Origin of the sequence: Bacillus cereus group sp. Bc031 (genome assembly GCF_027716265.1) — a bacterium.
GTDB lineage: Bacteria > Bacillota > Bacilli > Bacillales > Bacillaceae_G > Bacillus_A > Bacillus_A paranthracis.
Genome location: NZ_JAQFUL010000091.1, coordinates 1 through 18,586, shown reverse-complemented (window position 1 = coordinate 18,586; position 18,586 = coordinate 1). Strand labels below are relative to the sequence as shown.

The window sequence follows — 18,586 nt, the reverse complement described above, 5'->3', positions numbered from 1 at the left end:
ATAAAGTTAGTTTGTCTAGCATCTAAAATAAAAATTGACGTTTCACGTTGTTTGTTTCGTTCAGTTTTCAAAGAACTACTTGGCCGCTCATTTGCGACTTCCTTATATTAACATCTTCATCTTTCAATGTCAACTAAGTTTTTTATTTCGTTTGTCGCTTTCAACGTTGTTGTCATCAGCGACTCGTATAATATTACACCTCTAATCTCTAATCGTCAATATGTTTTTCTAAAAAAATATAAAAAGACTTATTTCTTTTAAAATAAGCCTTTTTATCATATACCATTCTATTCGTTTATTATTTTTCTATAATTGGTAACGAGACGATAAACTGAATAACACCATCCTCATATTCAGCTCGAATACTACCACCTTGTAATTCAACAATACTTTTCGCAATCGCCAATCCAAGACCCGATCCTTCTGTTACTCTACTTCTAGATTGATCTTTCTTATAAAAACGTTCAAACAAACTCGCTAACTCTTCTCTCGTAAACACTTCACTATGATTCGCAATTACAATTTGTATATCCCGTCGCTGCCTTTGAAGAGAAACTTTTATCTCCCCATCATCTTTACTATACTTAATCGCGTTCATTAATAAATTATCAAATACACGAACCATCTTTTCCGAATCAATCGCTGCATAGGCACGTTCTTCAGGAAACTTCTTAACGAACGTAAGTCCATGCTCTTCCGCCTGCGGTACTAACTCTTCTATTAATTGCTCCAATAACTCATTTATACATACTTCTTGTTTTTCTAATATAACTTGTTCATTCGTTAACTTCGTATACTCAAATAAATCTTCTATTAAATTCTTTAACTGCTCCGATTTAGCAAAAGCAATTCTTGTATACTCATCATATTGTTCTTTATTTTCATATTTAGAATCTCGAAGTAATCGCAAGTAACCCATAATAGAAGTCAGTGGTGTACGTAAATCGTGAGATACATTCGTAATAAGCTCATTCTTTTGCTTCTCTAATCTACGTTCCTTTTCTATATTATTCATAAGCTCTTCCGCCATATTATTAATATTCTCAGTTAAAGACGCAATCTCATCTTCACCTTTCTTCTCAATACGGTACGCTAAGTTGCCTTTTTCTATTTCCTTTACACCTTCTGCCATCGCTTCAATTTGTTTCATCTTTCTCTTTGTTATATAGAAGAAAGAGAAAATGAATACGAGTACACCAATTAAAAATGGGAATGGGCCTTCTTGCGTATCATACATTACTACACCATCCGGAATTCCACTAACGAACATATATAAATTCTTATCTTCTATTGTAATAGGTGAAAAAGCTATAAATTCTTTTCTCGTATTTTCAAATATATCTTGACCATTTGAATAGTTAATCGCAAATGATGCTGCATTACGAATCGTATTATGCAGATCGATTTGCTCTTCTTGTGCCTGCTTCGTTTTATATACAACTTTACCACTTTCATCAGTAACCAATATTTTTAAAGCTCTATTTCCTCGCTCTAAATTTTGATTCTCCGTTTCGATCATATTGGATATAGCTTCTAATTTATTTTCATGCACCGAACTATTTGCTGCTCTTTGAGCTTGATAATTAATTTGTTGCATACCAGACCGATAATCGACAGTCGCTTTACGATTCGCATTCTCAAAAAATGGCGCAGCTCCCTTTGCAAAAAAAACTCCTAATAACGCACAAGCAGCAAAAGTAGTAATCAGTTGAATTCTTATACTCTTTCGTACGCTCTTTACTAATTTCTCAATTAATTGTCTTACTTTCCTAATATAAGCGAATGGATTAAATATCTTTTTCAATCTTATACCCCACTCCCCATACCGTTTTTATATATCTAGGCTTCCTTGGATTCTCCTCAATCTTTTCACGTACTTTTCGAATATGCACCATTACAGTATTATCAGACTGGAAAGATCGTTCGTTCCAAACCTTTTCATAAATTTGCTCTGCACTAAAGACCATTCCCGGATTACGGGCTAGTAATTCTAGAATTGAAAATTCCCTCGGGGTCAGTTTCACTTCTTCTCCCTCTACAATAACTTTATGGGTCGAGATGTTGATTTTCATCTCTCCAATTTCTAGCTCGTCCTCATTTTGAATAGAAAAACCATTCATTTTCATATAACGGCGTAACTGAGATTTAATTCTTGCGATTAACTCTAACGGATTAAATGGCTTCGTTACATAATCATCTGCCCCTGTTGTTAACCCTAAAATCTTATCCATATCTTGCGTTTTCGCGGAAAGCATAATAATTGGCATTTCTTTTTCTTCCCTTACTTTCATACACATATGAATGCCGTCTACTTTCGGCATCATAATATCTAATACGACTAGATGTACTTCGTTTTCTTCTAGTAAACGTAATCCTTCTTCGCCGTCCCCTGCTTGCAATACTTTATATCCTTCATTCTTTAAATAGATTGTAATAAGATTCCTAATTTCTTTTTCATCATCTACGACAAGTATCGTTTCATTTGCCACAATATCTCCCCCATCACTTTTTTAATCCCTAACTTCTATTATAGGAAAACTTCTGAAGAAAAACGCTCGGAAATCCTTAAGATTTTCTGAAGACGCAAAAAAGATCTAGACTCCCCTTAAGTCTAGACCTTTCAAAAACCCCTTTTATTTACGAACGTAGATGAAATATAGTACGAATAAAACTCCCATAACATACATAATTGGATGAATCTCTTTACGTCGACCACTTACTACCATTGTAATTGGATAGAAGATAAACCCGATTGCAATTCCTGTTGCGATACTATACGTAAGTGGCATTGAAATGATAGTAAAGAATGCTGGTACTGCAATCTCGAATTTCTTCCAATCAATTTCTCCTAAAGATGAAACCATCAAGATCCCTACAATAATTAAAGCTGGTGCCGTTACAGCTGGTGTTACAACACTTAATAATGGCGAGAAGAATAGTGCCAGTAAGAAGAATCCTGCCGTTACAACTGCTGTAAATCCAGAACGTCCACCCGCTGCTACCCCTGCAGAAGATTCAATATAAGACGTTGTTGTTGATGTACCTAAGATCGCACCAATTACAGTTGCAATTGCATCTGCAAATAATGCTTTTCCTGCACGTGGTAATTTATTGTTCTTCATTAATCCCGCTTGATTCGCAACCGCTACAAGTGTACCTGCTGTATCAAAGAAATCGATAAAGAAGAACGTTATAATAACAATCCCCATTTGAACAGTGAAAATATCTCCGAAGTGCGTTAATGCTGCACCGAACGTTGGTTCTAGACTCGGTATTGCTCCCACTACCGCTTTCGGAGTATCAATTAATCCGGTTGCTACTCCTAAGATTGCCGTAAGAATCATACCGTAAAATACTGCACCATTAACTTTCTTAATCATGAAGATAATGGTCGTAACAACTCCGAAAATTGCTAGTAACGTTGTGCCCTTTGTTAAGTCCCCCAACCCAACAAGAACAGCATCATTTTTCACGATAATTCCAGCATTTTGGAATCCAAGGAAAGCAATGAATAATCCGATACCTGCCGCTACTGCAAACTTTAACTCTGATGGAATTGCATTAATGATTTTTTCACGAATACCTGAAGCTGTAAGAATAATAAAGATAATACCTGACATTAACGTTCCAGCAATTGCTGTTTGCCACGGAATACCCATCGTTAACACTGCTGTATAAGCAAAGAACGCGTTAATTCCCATACCCGGCGCCAAAGCAATCGGATACTTCGCGAAAATCCCCATAATTAACGAACCGATCGCTGCTGCTAATGCTGTAGCAACGAATACTGCACCTGGATCCATTCCTGTACCTGCTGGTAACCCTTTAACATTCCCAAGTGACAGCGTAGCAGGATTGACAAATAGCACATACGCCATAGATAAAAATGTCGTTAGACCTGCTATGAACTCTGTTTTATAATTCGTGCCGAGTTCATCAAACTGAAAATAGCGTTTCATCTTACGTTTCCCCCGTTATATGATTACTCGCCGTAATTCCCCTAGCCCTCTTTTATTTATTAAAAATAAAAAAGGCTTCCATTGCATATACATGGAAGCGTTCTATGAATAAAGATAAGATTCCCCCTCACCTTTATAAAAACGCCTCGTAGTCAAGCCATTTACGGTAGCTAGGTAGAAACTTTCGGGCCATATCCCCGATATTATACGACGGCATAATATTCACTTTTCGTTTGAATTACATACTCATATTAACTCGACGAAGTAGTTTTGTCAATTTAAAAACGAACATTTTTATAAACATTTATAATTTCGTTCGTATTAATCCTAAAACAAAAAGGTCCATCTATACATAAGTAATAGATGGACCTTTTTATAAATACTATTCCCACTCAATCGTTGCTGGTGGCTTACTCGTTACATCATACACGATACGGTTAACGTGTTTCACTTCGTTTACGATACGTACAGAGATTTTCTCTAACACGTCCCAAGGGATACGTGCCCAATCAGCTGTCATACCGTCGATAGATGTTACCGCGCGGATACCTACTGTGTAATCGTAAGTACGCTCGTCACCCATAACACCTACGCTACGCATACCAGGAAGCGCAGTGAAGTATTGCCAGATTTCGCGATCTAAGCCAGCTTTAATAATTTCTTCACGTAAAATCGCATCAGATTCACGAACAATTTCTAATTTCTCTTCTGTGATTTCACCTAGTACACGAATACCAAGACCAGGGCCTGGAAATGGTTGACGCCATACGATCTCATCAGGAATTCCTAGTTCAGATCCTAATACACGTACTTCATCTTTAAATAACGTGTTTAAAGGCTCAATTAATTTGAACTGCATGTCTTCTGGAAGTCCACCAACGTTATGGTGAGATTTAATTGTTTGTGCAGTTGCTGTACCACTTTCAACGATATCTGTGTAAAGTGTACCTTGTGCTAAGAAGTCCATTCCTTCTAACTTAGAAGCTTCATCATCAAATACGTAAATGAATTCGTTACCGATAATTTTACGTTTTTGTTCTGGATCTTCTACACCTTTTAACTTGTTCATGAAGCGTTCTTTTGCATCCACTTTAATAACGTTCATATGGAAGCCTTCGCTAAATGTTTTCATAACGCCTTCTGCTTCGCCTTTACGAAGTAAGCCGTGCTCAACGAAGATACAAGTTAATTGATCGCCGATTGCTTTATGAATTAATACTGCTACAACAGAAGAATCTACACCGCCACTAAGTGCGCATAGAACTTTTTTGTCTCCAACAGTTTCACGAATTTTTTCTAATTCTACTTCGATAAAGTTCTCCATGTTCCATCCTTCAGAACAACCACATACGCCGAATACGAAGTTTTTAATTAAATCGTTACCGTGCTCAGAGTGACGTACTTCTGGGTGGAATTGTACACCGTATAAGTTTTTCGCTTCATTGCTCATACCAGCAATTGGGCAAGACTCACTTGTTGCGTCTACTACGAATCCTTCAGGTAAACCAGTTACTAAGTCGCCATGGCTCATCCATACAACTTGCTCTTCTGGAAGGTTCGCATATAATTTTGATTCGTTCTCTACTTTAAGAACCGCTTTTCCGTACTCACGGTGGTTTGCACGTTCTACTTTACCACCGAATTTTTGTGTCATAAGCTGCATACCGTAACAAATACCGAAGATCGGTAATCCTAGGTCAAAGATTTTTTCATCACAATGTAATGCACCTTCACCATATACACTATTTGGTCCACCAGAGAAAATAATCCCTTTTGGATTTATTTCTTTAATTTCTTCTGCAGTAATTGTATGCGGATGAAGTTCACTGTATACACCGAACTCACGAATTCGACGTGCTATTAACTGATTGTATTGACTTCCAAAATCTAAAACGATAATTGTATCGTGTTGCTTCTTCAAAGTAATCACCCCAACGTTAGTTCTCGTATATAAATATTTTCACCAATTAGGCGAAAAGCATTACCAATATAATAAAAAAAGCCAGTCCTCCGCCTCTAGTCTCATAACAAAGAAAAGGCAGGGGTCTGGCTTTATAAAGAAAGATAGTCTCCGCTCTTTATAAATATAAGACACACTGCCTTCATAGTCAGGTTGTTTACGGTAACCCGGTAGAGACTCTCAAACCATATCTTTGAGGATATATGAAGGATCGTTTTATATTATCTTCCTAGATTCTAACAATGAAGTGTCGGTATGGTCAAGAGAGAAAGCGACAAAATTCTACAGAAATTCATTTCCTTTTCTAAAAAACATAAAAAAACATCCATTTCTATATAGAAATGGATGTTTTTTAGCGCGAACGGAATTAATAGCAATAGGTAAGGCTTTGATGCCATCTCTACCTTTTCCCCTGCTCCACACCGTACGTGAGACTTTCACCTCATACGGCGTTCCATCGTAGTTACATGTTTAACTTATTTCACTATTTCCTACTAAGATTCGTAATTTATTTAGTTTCAATATTGCTTGGTCATCAAGTCTAAGAAGCTTAATATATTTAGCTATAGTGTTGGCATCCGTCGCATGAATCAATTTGTGCACTCTAGTATTGACGTATATTAGATTCTTATAGGAATCATCACCACCGTGTTGCCTTGGTGTCTTGTGATGACATTCCATATCTCCGATAAATAAGTCTTCTCCACTCACTCCACACTTACCATATTGTGCAATGTATAATGATAAACGATTATCATTATATTCTACACTCATATTAGGTATAGGATTTTTCATTAAATAATGTAATGTCCCCATATCGAAGTTTTTCAAGTTATCGTGAATAGGTTTTCTCCCTATGTCCGTGTATAGACATATTTTTTGGTTGAACCCCAATGGCGATTTATGTTGTACATCCCCGATAGGGAACAAAGCAACATTCTTCACGAATATCCTTTTAAAGTTATTTTTGTAGAACTTTTTGTAAGTTTTACTAACGCAACCGGATTTTGCCATTATCATTGATAACCTACTTCGGATAGTATGTGAGAGTAGAAACCCTATCTTGGTCATGTCTAAATTTACATGCGTCGCTATCTTATAGTAATTTTGTATCCCTAAGACTGCGGCGTTATATTTATTTACATTTTGCGGTGTCGGATGTTTTTGAATGGTTTTTACAAGTTCTGTCAGTTTTCTCTGACAATTTATAAATGCCTTTTTAGACATACGGGAGTGTAAAACATGTTTATTTTTCTTTCTGTTTGCCTTAAAAGTCAAACCAAGAAATTCAGAAGAAGATTGGGTGATTTTAGTGATTTTAGATTTCTCTTCACTTATTTCCAACCCTAATCGTTCCTGCAACCATGCTTTAGTAGCTTGATACATAATTCGCGCTGTCTTAAGGTCTCTGCAAACCAGTTTAAAATCATCCGCATATCTAACTATATGGAATTCTTTGAGTCGTGTTTTCCTTAAGGCTTTGTATTTACTAGAAGTGTCTTTGTGACCATTCTTTTTGGTGGTTTTGTAATTAGTTCGTGTTTTAAAGGTTTCCCATTGGTTACTGACCCACCAATCCAGCTCGTTTAAAACGATGTTGGAAAGAAGAGGGGATAAAACGCCTCCTTGCGGTGTTCCCATGGTCGGTATTCCTTCACCTACAATTTCTGCTTTTAACAGTTTACTAATTACACACAAGAGGTTTTTGTCTCGAATTCCTAGTGTCCACAATTGCTTCATCAATTTACCATGATTCACGTTATCAAAGAACCCTTTTATATCGATATCCACTACATAATGTAGTTTTGACACGTTTACTAAACGGGAGAAGTGTGAAATCGCATGTTCCGTACTGCGGTTTGGACGGAAGCCAAAGCTATACGGATGAAATTTTGCTTCACATATCGGTTCTAATACTTGCTTTATACATTGTTGTACCAGTCTATCCTCAATGGTAGGTATGCCGAGAGGGCGCAGTTTTCCATTCGCTTTCGGAATAAACACCCGTTTGACAGGGTGAGGAACATAATTCCTTAACCGACGTTGTATGTAAGAAACATATTCGTCAGCGGAACGTTCTTTCCAATCCCGTATGGTATGTCCATTTACACCAGGGGTCGTACTACCACTATTAGATTTGATGGTTCTATACGCTAAGAGGATATTTTTCCTGTCAGCGATGTGCTTTATTAAATTCTTGAACGTTTGTCCATTACTACTTCTATTATATAAATTATCAAAGGTTTCTTGAGTCCCATAGTATTCGTTGTATCTGAGAAAATTACGTTTCTTTAATCTTATATCATCTGTTAGTCGAGAACTATCAAATGTATCAAGTGTAGTCATAAGTCGGCATCACCTCACTTTCTATTACAGAAAGCTACAACGTCACCCCCTATAGGAATGACGTTGGTTTAGCCTCTATTAGTCTCACCAGAACCTTACGTTTATAGTGAATATAAGAGAAATTATGTTATTTAATTAAATTATCTTTAATCAAGCCTACGACTTGTGGCTATCCCTCCATCCCCATTACAGGGATTTTAACAGTACACTGCCACTACTTTCACTGGTATAAATGAAGGTTATACCTTTTTCGATTTTCCCTTCAACTGCTTCAATGAGCTTTAAGTCTCTCAACATTACCAGCTTCCCACGTTCCAATAACCCTATCTGTTTCATATATGGTTTTAGGTCGATTCCTTTGTGCCTGTTTGTATAATTTGCCTGTAACAAATTAGGGTTTTGACCACGATGAAGTTTAATCACCCCACAAACACTAACCATTTCTAGCAATGACATTTCTATCATTTGGCGGTGTAGACACGTTCATTCGGAAACTTTGTCATAACCTTATTAGGGTTAATTCTAACCATGACCATTTTCACTACCTATAATAATGAGAGGACTTTCATAACTCTCAGTTTTACTAATCCCTATCACACTTCTACATTTGTAGAATAAATTTCATTTCTGAAACTCGATCTTTTAGACCTGTACATTCGGTTGTTCGTCAGACAAAATCATTCTCATCATAGGTATTTTATAGACCCCCGACCTATCATAACCTCGACCACCTCTGGTTCGCATTTCCTATACTGAAAATAATTCAGTATTTAGGGGTTACTCTCAGCCGACTTTACCGAGCTTTGCACCATTTCAATCTTAAACTTGAAATCGCACATCGGAGTATCAGGGAAAGCCCTTCAGGACGTTACTCCATCATTTGACTTTTCGGATTATTAGTTCTTGTTATGATTGAATCATCATATCAGTCTAACCTTTTCAGTTAGAAACGTGTCACGCCATCATTCCGCCCATACCGCCCATGCCCATGCCGCCCATGTCAGGCATTGCTGGTGCATTTGGTTCTGGCTTGTCAGCTACTACAGCTTCAGTTGTTAAGAACATAGCTGCAACAGATGCTGCGTTTTGAAGTGCAGAGCGAGTTACTTTAGCTGGATCTACGATACCAGTTTCAAGCATGTTAACCCATTCGCCAGTAGCTGCGTTGAAACCAACGCCTACTTTTTCGCCTTTTAGACGCTCTACAACTACAGATCCTTCTAGACCAGCGTTGATTGCGATTTGGCGAACTGGCTCTTCTAGTGCACGAAGTACGATGTTGATACCTGTTGCTTCGTCGCCTTCAGCTACGATAGAAGCTACTTTCGTGTATACGTTCATAAGTGAAGTACCACCACCTGCAACGATACCTTCTTCTACTGCTGCACGAGTTGAGTTAAGTGCATCTTCAATGCGAAGTTTGCGCTCTTTTAACTCAGTTTCAGTTGCTGCACCTACTTTAATTACTGCTACGCCACCTGCAAGTTTTGCAAGACGCTCTTGTAATTTTTCACGATCGAATTCAGAAGTCGTTTCTTCTAATTGCGCACGGATTTGACCGATGCGAGCTTCGATTTGTTCTGTGCTTCCTACACCTTCAACTACAGTTGTGTTTTCTTTCGTTACAACAACTTTACCAGCGCGTCCTAAAGATTCAACTGTAGCAGATTTTAAGTCACGGCCTAATTCTTCAGTGATTACTTCGCCACCAGTTAAAATTGCGATATCTTCTAGCATTGCTTTACGACGGTCACCAAATCCAGGAGCTTTAACAGCTACTACATTGAATGTACCACGAAGTTTGTTCACTACTAATGTAGCTAACGCTTCGCCTTCTACATCTTCAGCAATGATAAGAAGCGGTTTACCTTGTTGTACCACTTGCTCTAATACTGGTAAGATTTCTTGAATGTTAGAAATCTTTTTGTCAGTGATTAAGATGTATGGGTTATCAAGAACTGCTTCCATTTTGTCAGAATCAGTAATCATGTAAGGAGATGCATATCCACGATCAAATTGCATACCTTCTACTACGTCTAATTCTGTTGTGAAACCTTTAGATTCTTCTAAAGTAATAACGCCGTCGTTACCAACGCGCTCCATTGCTTCAGCGATTAATTGACCTACTTCTTCGTCAGCAGCAGAAATAGCAGCTACTTGTGCGATAGAAGATTTACCTTCGATTGGTTTAGAAATCGTTTTTAATTCTTCTACTGCAGCAACTACAGCTTTTTCGATACCTTTACGAAGACCCATTGGGTTCGCACCAGCTGTTACGTTTTTAAGACCTTCACGAATCATAGCTTGTGCTAATACAGTTGCAGTTGTTGTTCCGTCACCAGCTACATCATTTGTTTTGCTAGCAACTTCTGCTACTAATTTCGCACCCATGTTTTCGAATGCATCTTCTAATTCAATTTCTTTTGCGATTGTTACACCGTCATTTGTAATAAGTGGTGAACCGAATTTTTTCTCAAGAACAACGTTACGACCTTTTGGTCCAAGCGTTACTTTTACTGCATTTGCAAGAGTGTCGACACCGCGAAGCATCGAACGACGTGCTTCTTCACTAAATTTAATATCTTTTGCCATAATAATTGACCCCCTTGGATTTTTTAAGATTTATATAATTAACCGATAACTGCTAAAATGTCACTTTCACGTAAAATCAAGTAGTCTGTACCTTCATATTTCACTTCAGTACCTGCATATTTTGAGAAGATGATAAGATCACCTGCTGCTACCTCTAAAGCAACACGCTCACCATTTTCAAGCACTCGACCAGTACCTACTGCAATAACTTTACCCTCTTGTGGTTTTTCTTTTGCTGTGTCTGGTAATACAATACCACTTGCTGTTTTTTCTTCCGCTTGAACAAGCTCAATTACAACGCGATCACCTAATGGCTTTAGCATGAACAATAACCTCCTCATTTTGTTATGTAAATTTTATTTGTTAGCACTCAAGTCACCCGAGTGCTAACACACTTATAATAATAAATAATCTCAATTTCTTTTGCAAGTAAAAAAATCATAATTTTTTCGCAAATTACGCTATAAATTTTTCTATATAGAGTTCCTCTTCTTCTACCTTTACTATATGAATCGTTGTTTCCACTACTCGTATGTTACAATATGAAAGGACACCCTAAGTTGTTTTCGCTACACACACAACTTTCTCCTGTCTTCTATTATAATTTCAAATAAGGATTTACAAAAAAAACATAATTTAAGTAAGGTTTATATCGTAGGTAGCATATTTACATGTTATCCTACCTTATCTCATACACTAGAGTTAGAAAGGATGGTTAAACCATTTGAAAAAACAATATTGGTGGGTTATCGTTACATACATTTTAATGCAGTTATCATCAATTGCTGGATTACCACTTCTTCTGAAAACTGGGCTTTATGATAACAGGGGATTCACTAGGGAAGAGAAATTTCAACTCATAACTGGTCACTGGGCGATCATTAGCTTCTTTATTGCATTATGTATCGTACTTTGGTTACTTAGAACAGATATTCGCGACAGACATTTAGATACAAAGCGTTCTACTGTTCCAGCTACGATTGGTTGGATTTTTATCGGGTTCTTCTTAGCATTTTTCTCGCAAAGTATTGCTGGTATGATTGAAATGTATGTATTAGGTATTAAACCTGGATCTGAAAATACCGCGAGACTTATGGATATCGCAAGAACGACACCTTGGTTCCTTATCGTCATCTCTATAATAGGACCTATTTTGGAAGAAATCGTATTTAGAAAAATTTTATTTGGTACACTTTATAAGAAGTTTAACTTCTTTATTGCCGCTATCATTAGTTCCCTTGTATTTGCGACGATTCATTTTGATTTTACTCACTTATTGGTATACACTGCTATGGGGCTCGTATTCGCCTTCTTATATGTAAAAACGAAGCGTATTATCGTTCCAATTGCAGCTCATGTTGCAATGAATACATTAGTTGCAGTTGCCCAAGTTTTAATGAGTAACGAACAAATTCAAGAAATGATTAAAGAAGCTGAAAAAATGCAAGGCTTTATCGGAGGATTTTTAGTATGAGAAACTCACCATTGTTCATGGCTATATTGTACTTCCTTCTAGGATGTATCTTTACACATCTAGCCATTAGGAATGTAACAGATACAATTTGGAATATGTGGACAATACTATTTGCAGTTATGGCGACGATTGATTTTAATTTGGCACTTCGCCTCATCTTAGTTAAATTCACAAAGAAAAAACAATAATAAAACGCAGAGGTCGCTTCCTCTGCGTTTTATTGTGGATAATTCTTCAAAAAGTAAACTAATGTTTGTAACTCTACTGCTAAATCAATATGATGAATTCTTATATTGTCTGACACATTTAATCGTGCTGGTGTGAAATTCAAAATACCATGCACGTTTGTTTCTGCCAATCTATCAGCTACAGATTGTGCTACTGTAGCGGGTACTGTTAATATTGCCACTTGTATATCAGATGTTAAACGTTCTTCTAATTCATCTAAGTGATATACAGGAATGCCTCCGATTTCTGTTCCAACTTTCTCTTCACTAATATCAAACGCCATTTCAATTTTTGTATTATTGTTTTTCGTGAAATTATAATGTAAGAAAGCGGTCCCTAAATTACCTACTCCAATAAGCGCTACACGTGTTATATCATCTTGGTCGAGTGTTTCACGGAAAAATGATAATAAATAATTTACGTTATATCCATATCCTTTTTTCCCTAATGCTCCAAAGTATGAGAAATCTCTTCGAATCGTTGCGGAATCAACCTTTACCGCTTCACTTAATTCGGCTGATGAAACACGTTGCTTACCAGACAAAGATAAGTTTTGGATAAATCGATAGTATAGAGGCAATCTCTTAGCAGTGGCTTGTGGAATTTTCTGCTGCTCCATATAACCTCTCCTCTCTTCCTATCTTTATTCATATGCTTTAATTAAATACAGAAGTTTAGCACTTATTAAATTCCTTGTATAATAGAAAGAAGAAGTATTCTCTCTGTATTTTAAACTATACACTATTTTTAGTACGATTGAGAAATATAAACATGGCAAAGTTAAGAAATTATTTGAGGTGAAAACATTGATTTTATTACAAGTAAACGCGCTTTCGAAATTATACGGTGCAGAAACGATTCTTTCAAATATAAAATTAGAAGTTCAAACGAAAGATCGTATCGCATTAGTCGGACGAAATGGCGCTGGAAAATCTACATTATTAAAAATAATAGTGGGTGAGCTATCTCATGATGGTGGAGAAATTATAAAGCCGAAAGATGTCTCAATTGGATATTTAGCTCAAAATACCGGTTTAGAAACATCTTTAACAATTTGGGATGAAATGTTAACCGTCTTTACACACTTGCAGCAAATGGAGACAAAACTTCGAAGGCTAGAGCAAGAGATGGGAAAAGAAGAAAACTTTTCAAACGAGGCTACATATGAAAGATTATTAGCTGATTATGACCAATTACAATTAGATTATAAAGATCAAGGTGGCTATCAGTACGAAGCAGATATCCGTTCGATTTTAAGTGGTCTTGGCTTCCCAGTTGAAACGCACCAGACGAGGATTTCGACATTAAGCGGTGGACAAAAAACACGATTAGCTCTCGGTAAATTATTATTAACAAAACCAGACTTACTTATTTTGGACGAGCCTACAAACCATTTAGACATCGAAACATTAACATGGCTTGAACAATATTTACAAGGTTATCCTGGCGCAATACTAATCGTTTCCCATGACCGTTATTTCTTAGATAAACTTGTTACACAAGTATATGAAATTTCGAATAAAGAAAGTAGACGATTTGTTGGTAACTACAGTAAATATTTAGACTTAAAATCAGCACTATACGAGCAAGAAATGAAACGTTATAAAAAACAACAAGATGAGATTGCTAAGCTAGAGGACTTCGTTCAAAAAAATATAGCTCGTGCATCTACGACAAAACGTGCGCAAAGTCGTCGGAAACAATTAGACCGTATGGAATTATTAACAAGACCATTAGGGGATTCTAAGTCAGCTTCCTTCCACTTCGATATTGAAAAACAAAGTGGAAATGATGTTTTACAAGTAAAGGACGCAACTATCGGCTATGATAAGGATCCAATTATTGAACATGTAACAATGCGCTTAACACGCGGAGATAGTGTTGCTTTAGTTGGTCCAAATGGAATTGGGAAATCCACATTATTAAAATCCATTGTGAATAAGTTACCACTATTACATGGTGAGGTTTCTTTCGGATCTAATGTCTCTGTTGGTTATTATGATCAGGAACAAGCTAATTTAACATCTTCTAAGCGCGTTTTAAATGAGCTATGGGATGAATACCCACTGCAACCTGAAAAAGAAATTCGCACGATATTAGGTAACTTCTTATTCACAGGAGATGATGTATTAAAGCCAGTATCTTCTCTTAGCGGTGGACAAAAAGCTCGTTTAGCTCTTGCCAAACTTATGATGCAAAAATCGAATTTATTAATTCTCGATGAGCCTACAAACCATCTTGATTTAAATAGTAAAGAGATTTTGGAGAATGCTTTAATTGATTATCCTGGTACCCTTCTCTTTGTATCTCATGACCGCTACTTTATTAATCGTGTAACGACGACCGTTGTTGAGTTATCAACAGAAGGTGCACAGGAATATTTAGGGGATTACGATTACTACGTTGAAAAGAAAAATGAGATGATCGAACGTGCTGAGTTTGAACAACAAGAGCAGCAAGAAAATCATGCTCCTGTTCAAAAAACTGTAGCTCCAGAAAAATTAAATTATCTCGAAGAAAAAGAGCGCAAAAAGTTGGAGCGTCAACGTACTCGAAAAATTGAGGAACTAGAACAAAACATTGTACAATTTGAAGAGGAAATTGCTACGTTAGAAGATCAACTTTGCTTACCAGAAATATATGCAGATTATGAAAAGGCTAGTGAAATTACAACGAAAAAGCAAACACTACAAGAGCAACTTGATGCTTGTATGGCAGAATGGGAAGAATTACATTTATAAGAGTCTTAAATAAGAGGGATGTCTCATAAGTCGGGATTTTAGACTATGCGGCATCCTTTTTATCTTCTAGTTTGAATTAACGTCATATTGTATAAAATATTCGACATGAGGCATCGTTTCAACGACAAAGTTTGACAATATTAGCGACTCCTCTAATAAGAGCATATTTCAAAATGTTTTTTAAAGATATCTTCTTGTTTTTTATTTCCCGAGAAAAATACATCTAAAGGTCAGACTTCACCTATTTTATCCACAACCTTATACACATATCCACCTTTATAAAATAAACAACAAAATAACTTTTCCACATTATCCACAATCAACGAAAAAGTTATCAACATTTTATATACACAATAAAACCCATATTATCAACAGATAATATGGGTTTTATCCACAAGCTGTGGTTAATTTTGTGCATAACTATGCTTCAATATCTAATCCTGGATTTGCATTTAAAGCTAATGTAGCACGTTTTCCTTGTTCATATGCAATTGTACCTGCCGCTGCAATCATTGCTGCATTATCTGTACATAAAGATAGAGGAGGAATAATTAGCTCTACATTTTCTTTTTGTGCAAATTCCGCTTCTAAACGTGCACGCAGTCCTTTATTCGCAGCTACTCCACCAGCAAGAAGCACTTGCTTTACGTTATAAGCATCCGCTGCACGAGATGCTTTCGTTACTAATACGTCAATTACACTCTCTTGGAAACTTGCTGCTAAATCTTCCGGTGCAATTTCTATCCCGCGTTGTTTTGCGTTATGCACAGTGTTGATAACTGCTGATTTCAATCCGCTAAAACTGAAATCATACGAATCCGGTTCTAGCCATGCACGAGGTAAATCAATTGTTGGTTCTCCTTCATGTGCAAGTCGATCAATATGAGGACCACCTGGATATGGCATAGATAACGTACGAGCTACTTTATCATATGCCTCTCCTGCTGCATCATCTCGCGTTTCACCAATTACTTCAAATGAACCATGTTCTTTCATATAAACAAGCTCTGTATGCCCACCAGAGACAACAAGTGATAGTAATGGGAATTGAACTTCTTTTACTAAGCGGTTCGCATAAATGTGGCCAGCGATATGATGAACACCAACTAGGGGGATATCATGTGCAAATGCCACTGCTTTCGCTGCGTTCACCCCTATTAGAAGCGCTCCTACTAAACCAGGTCCTTCTGTGACAGCAATTGCATCAATATCATCAAATGTGATATTCGCTTCTTTTAACGCTTCTTCTAATACAACTGTAATTTCTTCTACATGATGACGGGACGCAATCTCTGGTACAACTCCGCCAAAACGTTTATGACTTTCAATTTGTGATGCAACAACATTTGCAATAATTTCCGTTCCATTTTTAACAACCGCTACTGCTGTTTCATCACAACTTGTTTCAATACCAAGTATCATCGTATTTTTTTCCATTATATATTCACCCACATTACGAGACCATCTTCCTGATTGTCTGCATAGTATCGTTTACGAATTCCACCATTTTGAAATCCGTATTTTCTGTATAACTGTTTTGCTACTTCATTTGATACACGTACTTCAAGTGTCATCGTTTTTACACCTAGAGTTTTCGCTTCGGAAATAACTTCTTTTAATAAAGCATCTCCTAGCTTTTGACCTCTGTATTCTGGCAAAATAGCTATATTTGTTATATGCGATTCATCAATAATTATCCACAATCCACAATACCCAATTACACGACCATCTTTTTCTAGCACAACATAATGTGCATGTTCATTCATCGTTAACTCACGGTGAAAGGCATCTGCAGTCCAAGGAGTTGAAAAAGATGCTTCTTCAATGGCTACAATTTGAGCAATATCGTCAAGTTCCATCTTTCTAAATATCATATCCATCCTCTGCAAGCTCCTACTTGTTTTGACTTTCTAACCACTTTGTTTCAGCTTCAGCTAAACGAAGGTAACTAGGAACAAATGAATGTACATCTTGTTCTTCTTTTTGTAATCCTAAGAACGCTAGCTCACTTGGTCTTGGGTTATTTTTAGTGAAAGGAGCAAAGACAGCTTGATTGCCTAAATGTTCAATAATTGTTTCTTTGTGTAGTTTCACATCGTTACCAATAAATAAAACAGGCTTTCCTTTATCTTTTAACATTTGCAACCAGTCTACAATAAGGATGATTCGGTCTTCCTCTATAGAAGTTAAATCCTCTCCTTCATATGTATATAAGCCCGTATAAATTTGTCCACGTCTTCCATCGAATAAAGGACAGATTAATCCATCAAAATTAGCTCCGTTTGCAGCCACTACTTCTAAACTTGATACACCCACAATTGGTATTTGAAGTGACCAAGCTAATGTTTTGGCAGCTGTCACACCTATACGAACACCTGTATATGATCCTGGTCCAGCAGCTACAACTATTTTAGTTAATTCTTTTGGTTTTACACCGCATTCTTTTAACAGTTGTTCTACAGCTGGCATAAGACGCACAGAATGATTTTTTGTTAAATTTGTAATGATTTCCCCAATTACGTTTCCTTCTTCAATAAGGGATACACCCATTACATAATTTGAAGTATCAATTGCTAGTACTTTCATCTTGTAATAGCTCCTCACATAATCTAATATAGCGATCTCCAATTGGCTCGAGTACAATGTTTCTTGTGTCATCTCCAGCATGGAATAAACTAATTTGTAGCTTCTCATTTGGTAAATATGCTTCTATTAAATGAGCCCATTCTACTACCGTAATTCCTTCACCGTAGAAATACTCATCAAAACCTAAGTCTTCTTCACTTTCAGCTAAGCGATACACGTCCATATGATATAGCGGTAATCTCCCTTTATATTCTTTAATAATATTAAAGGTAGGACTATTTACAACTCTTTTCACTCCAAGACCTTTTGCTAGTCCCTTTGTAAAAGTCGTCTTACCAGCCCCTAGATCTCCTTCTAAAATAATTACATCTTGTGCCTGAGCAAGTTCACCAAGTTTTTCTGATAATCTTTGTGTTTCCTCAGATGATTTTGTTGTTATTTCATATTTACTCACAGACTTCACCTACTTTACTCACAATGTTCTCTGCTATTTATTATACAGGTTTTGAATATATAAAAAAGTCCTTAGGAGTTTTCCTAAGGATAGTTTGACTGTCTTTATTAGTTTTTTGTTAAAACAAATAAAAAAATACGAAACAACATGTTTCGTTCTTTTCTTTATATAAAATGGCGGTCCCGACCGGGGTCGAACCGGCGATCTCCTGCGTGACAGGCAGGCATGTTAACCACTACACCACGG

The 18,586-nt window shown here is 36.7% G+C and carries 15 protein-coding genes and 2 riboswitches; of the genes, 3 read left to right on the top strand and 12 right to left on the bottom strand.

Features of this window, described 5'->3' with window-relative positions; genetic code table 11:
• Positions 1 to 298: 298 nt before the first annotated feature.
• The 7 genes from ampS to groES form a co-directional block, all read right to left on the bottom strand.
• Positions 299 to 1,804 carry an aminopeptidase AmpS gene (gene ampS, locus PDQ33_RS24340; RefSeq protein WP_270756755.1) on the bottom strand — a complete coding sequence of 502 codons (1,506 nt, stop codon included), beginning with the start codon at positions 1,802 to 1,804 and terminating at the stop codon, positions 299 to 301.
• Positions 1,788 to 2,489: a response regulator transcription factor gene (locus PDQ33_RS24335; RefSeq protein ID WP_001262954.1), complete on the bottom strand. Its 702-nt coding sequence runs from the start codon at positions 2,487 to 2,489 to the stop codon at positions 1,788 to 1,790. Before PDQ33_RS24335 ends, ampS begins: the two co-directional genes overlap by 17 nt.
• 144 nt (positions 2,490 to 2,633) lie before the next feature.
• Entirely contained in the window at positions 2,634 to 3,959 is a 1,326-nt protein-coding gene (locus PDQ33_RS24330) for an NCS2 family permease (protein WP_000833093.1), read from the bottom strand.
• A gap of 129 nt (positions 3,960 to 4,088) precedes the next feature.
• Positions 4,089 to 4,190, bottom strand: a riboswitch (purine riboswitch).
• A gap of 151 nt (positions 4,191 to 4,341) precedes the next feature.
• The gene (gene guaA, locus PDQ33_RS24325; protein ID WP_270756754.1) at positions 4,342 to 5,880 is read right to left on the bottom strand and encodes a glutamine-hydrolyzing GMP synthase; all 1,539 of its coding nucleotides are present in this window, start codon (positions 5,878 to 5,880) and stop codon (positions 4,342 to 4,344) included.
• Positions 5,881 to 6,044: 164 nt separating this feature from the next.
• Positions 6,045 to 6,146: riboswitch (purine riboswitch) on the bottom strand.
• 244 nt (positions 6,147 to 6,390) lie between these two features.
• A complete protein-coding gene (gene ltrA / locus PDQ33_RS24320) occupies positions 6,391 to 8,265 on the bottom strand; it encodes a group II intron reverse transcriptase/maturase (RefSeq protein WP_270756753.1) in 1,875 nt (624 codons plus the stop codon).
• Between the two features lie 954 nt (positions 8,266 to 9,219).
• Complete coding sequence (groL, locus tag PDQ33_RS24315; protein WP_057527120.1) at positions 9,220 to 10,857, bottom strand: chaperonin GroEL; 1,638 nt, start codon at positions 10,855 to 10,857, stop codon at positions 9,220 to 9,222.
• Positions 10,858 to 10,895: 38 nt separating this feature from the next.
• The gene (gene groES, locus PDQ33_RS24310) at positions 10,896 to 11,180 is read right to left on the bottom strand and encodes a co-chaperone GroES (protein WP_000917306.1); all 285 of its coding nucleotides are present in this window, start codon (positions 11,178 to 11,180) and stop codon (positions 10,896 to 10,898) included.
• Between the two features lie 401 nt (positions 11,181 to 11,581).
• On the opposite strand from groES, the gene PDQ33_RS24305 reads away from it, so the two are divergent.
• Positions 11,582 to 12,331 (top strand): CPBP family intramembrane glutamic endopeptidase, encoded by a 750-nt coding sequence (locus PDQ33_RS24305; protein WP_061130425.1) that lies wholly within the window; start codon positions 11,582 to 11,584, stop codon positions 12,329 to 12,331.
• On the top strand, positions 12,328 to 12,519 hold the full coding sequence (locus PDQ33_RS24300; RefSeq protein WP_001246207.1) for a YdiK family protein: 192 nt from the start codon (positions 12,328 to 12,330) through the stop codon (positions 12,517 to 12,519). Before PDQ33_RS24305 ends, PDQ33_RS24300 begins: the two co-directional genes overlap by 4 nt.
• Positions 12,520 to 12,548: 29 nt before the next feature.
• Here the strand turns inward: PDQ33_RS24300 and PDQ33_RS24295 are convergent, their stop codons facing one another.
• Complete coding sequence (locus PDQ33_RS24295) at positions 12,549 to 13,178, bottom strand: redox-sensing transcriptional repressor Rex (RefSeq protein ID WP_061130426.1); 630 nt, start codon at positions 13,176 to 13,178, stop codon at positions 12,549 to 12,551.
• A gap of 187 nt (positions 13,179 to 13,365) precedes the next feature.
• Here PDQ33_RS24295 and abc-f point away from each other — a divergent pair, with 187 nt between their 5' ends.
• The gene (gene abc-f, locus PDQ33_RS24290; protein WP_270756752.1) at positions 13,366 to 15,300 is read left to right on the top strand and encodes a ribosomal protection-like ABC-F family protein; all 1,935 of its coding nucleotides are present in this window, start codon (positions 13,366 to 13,368) and stop codon (positions 15,298 to 15,300) included.
• A 420-nt stretch (positions 15,301 to 15,720) separates the two neighbouring features.
• Here abc-f and tsaD read toward each other — a convergent pair whose 3' ends face one another.
• From tsaD to tsaE, 4 genes are read right to left on the bottom strand one after another with little or no spacing between them, the layout of a single operon-like run.
• The gene (tsaD, locus tag PDQ33_RS24285; protein WP_061130428.1) at positions 15,721 to 16,737 is read right to left on the bottom strand and encodes a tRNA (adenosine(37)-N6)-threonylcarbamoyltransferase complex transferase subunit TsaD; all 1,017 of its coding nucleotides are present in this window, start codon (positions 16,735 to 16,737) and stop codon (positions 15,721 to 15,723) included.
• Positions 16,737 to 17,180: a ribosomal protein S18-alanine N-acetyltransferase gene (rimI, locus tag PDQ33_RS24280; RefSeq protein ID WP_000367197.1), complete on the bottom strand. Its 444-nt coding sequence runs from the start codon at positions 17,178 to 17,180 to the stop codon at positions 16,737 to 16,739. Before rimI ends, tsaD begins: the two co-directional genes overlap by 1 nt.
• A gap of 13 nt (positions 17,181 to 17,193) precedes the next feature.
• Positions 17,194 to 17,886, bottom strand: coding sequence for a tRNA (adenosine(37)-N6)-threonylcarbamoyltransferase complex dimerization subunit type 1 TsaB (tsaB, locus tag PDQ33_RS24275; protein WP_000865758.1), 693 nt, complete (start codon positions 17,884 to 17,886; stop codon positions 17,194 to 17,196).
• Entirely contained in the window at positions 17,867 to 18,340 is a 474-nt protein-coding gene (gene tsaE / locus PDQ33_RS24270; protein ID WP_000049631.1) for a tRNA (adenosine(37)-N6)-threonylcarbamoyltransferase complex ATPase subunit type 1 TsaE, read from the bottom strand. Before tsaE ends, tsaB begins: the two co-directional genes overlap by 20 nt.
• Positions 18,341 to 18,586: the final 246 nt, after the last annotated feature.